This window comes from Levilactobacillus paucivorans (genome assembly GCF_001437125.1).
Taxonomy (GTDB): Bacteria; Bacillota; Bacilli; order Lactobacillales; family Lactobacillaceae; genus Levilactobacillus; species Levilactobacillus paucivorans.
In genome coordinates, this window is the sequence record NZ_JQCA01000021.1 from 1 (window position 1) to 1,344 (window position 1,344).

General features: G+C 44.2%; 1 protein-coding gene and 1 pseudogene. Both read right to left on the reverse strand.

All coding sequences use genetic code 11. The features are described 5' to 3' along the window. Window positions 1-1,235, reverse strand: a 1,235-nt coding sequence (locus tag IV54_RS01300; protein ID WP_237756641.1) for a DNA topoisomerase, incomplete at its 3' end; no start/stop codon positions are given. Then, window positions 1,210-1,344, reverse strand: a pseudogene (locus tag IV54_RS11405) (nicking enzyme TraA protein); the annotation flags it as partial. The pseudogene IV54_RS11405 and the gene IV54_RS01300, both read right to left, overlap by 26 nt.

The following is a 1,344-nucleotide window of genomic DNA, read 5'->3' on the forward strand; positions in this document are numbered from 1 at the left end:
TTAGCCGTCATTTCTGGACTAGTTAGCAAGGGTTCGAGTTCGACCGCTTTACATAATGTTATCCCGGCTTCACTGACGTGCAGCTTATTTTTTTCAGTGACGAGATAGCCGCGTTTTTTTAATATTTCCAGTACATTTGCCCGGGTCGCACTTGTTCCAATGCCTTGCACGTCTTTGAGAATCGCCTGGGCTGCTTCATCATCAAGCGTTTTACCGGCCGTCTTCATGGCCGTAATCAGGGTACCTTCGGTAAATGGTACCGGCGGGGTCGTTTCTTTTTGCGGCGTTTGCAGATTTGCTTGGACTTGATCGCCTTGGTGAACGAGCGGTAGGGTGGCTGCCTCTTGCTGTTCGGCTTTGTGATCATCAAATAAAGCTTGCCAACCTTGCTTAGTTGGGACCTTACCCGTTGCTTTAAAATTGGCGTCACCAACTTGGGTAATAATGGTGGTTTCCTCGTACTCGTACGGATCAGAAAACATGGCTAATGTGGTTCTTAAAACCAAATCATAGACCTGTTGCTGTAATTTAGGTAAGGCAGCTAATTGATCTTTCGTCGGGACAACTTTTGTCATGATAATGGCGTAGTGTTCTTCAACTTTTTTTCCATTAACATAACGCTTATTTGGCGTGGTATTGGTTAAAGCGACTTGCTTAGAGACTAACCCCAGATACTTCGTCAGATTAGCCACTAAATACTCAAATTCTTCATCAGTGATATAAGCACAATCGGTTCGGAGATAGCTAAGGAACTTAGCTTCGTATAAACTCTGAATGGCGGCTAAGGTTTGGCCGGCACTGGCATGATACCGTTTATTCATGGCACTTTGCAGACTGGATAGTGAGAATAGTTGTGGACTAGCACGCTTTTTGTCTTGTTTTTGGACGTCCTTGATTAAACCGGCCTGCGAGCCTTTCTGAACGTGCTTAGCTTGCATGAATGTTATTAGTCCTGCTTCATCTTTAAATCGCTGATAGGGGTCTAATTTTGCGACGAATTTTTGCTGATTAGCAAGAATTTCAGCATTTAGTTCAAAATAGGGTTCCGGCTTAAAGTTTTTGATTGCCTGGTCTCTTTGATAAACCATATACAAAGTTGGCGTCTGTACTCGACCAATCGAGTACACCCCACGCACCCCGTTTTGTCTTAATAGCAAGGTGTATAAAGGGCTGCCATTCATTCCAATTAGCCAATCGCTAATTTTGTGATTACAAGTGCATGCCCCCATCTTCATGCCGGTTTCGAGTTTGGTGTTGCCGCTGCTTTTTCGTCATTTCCCACTCGGTTTCTTTTAAGCCGCGTTCTTGTTTTTGCCGTTGGTAATCTTCATCACGAGCATATAG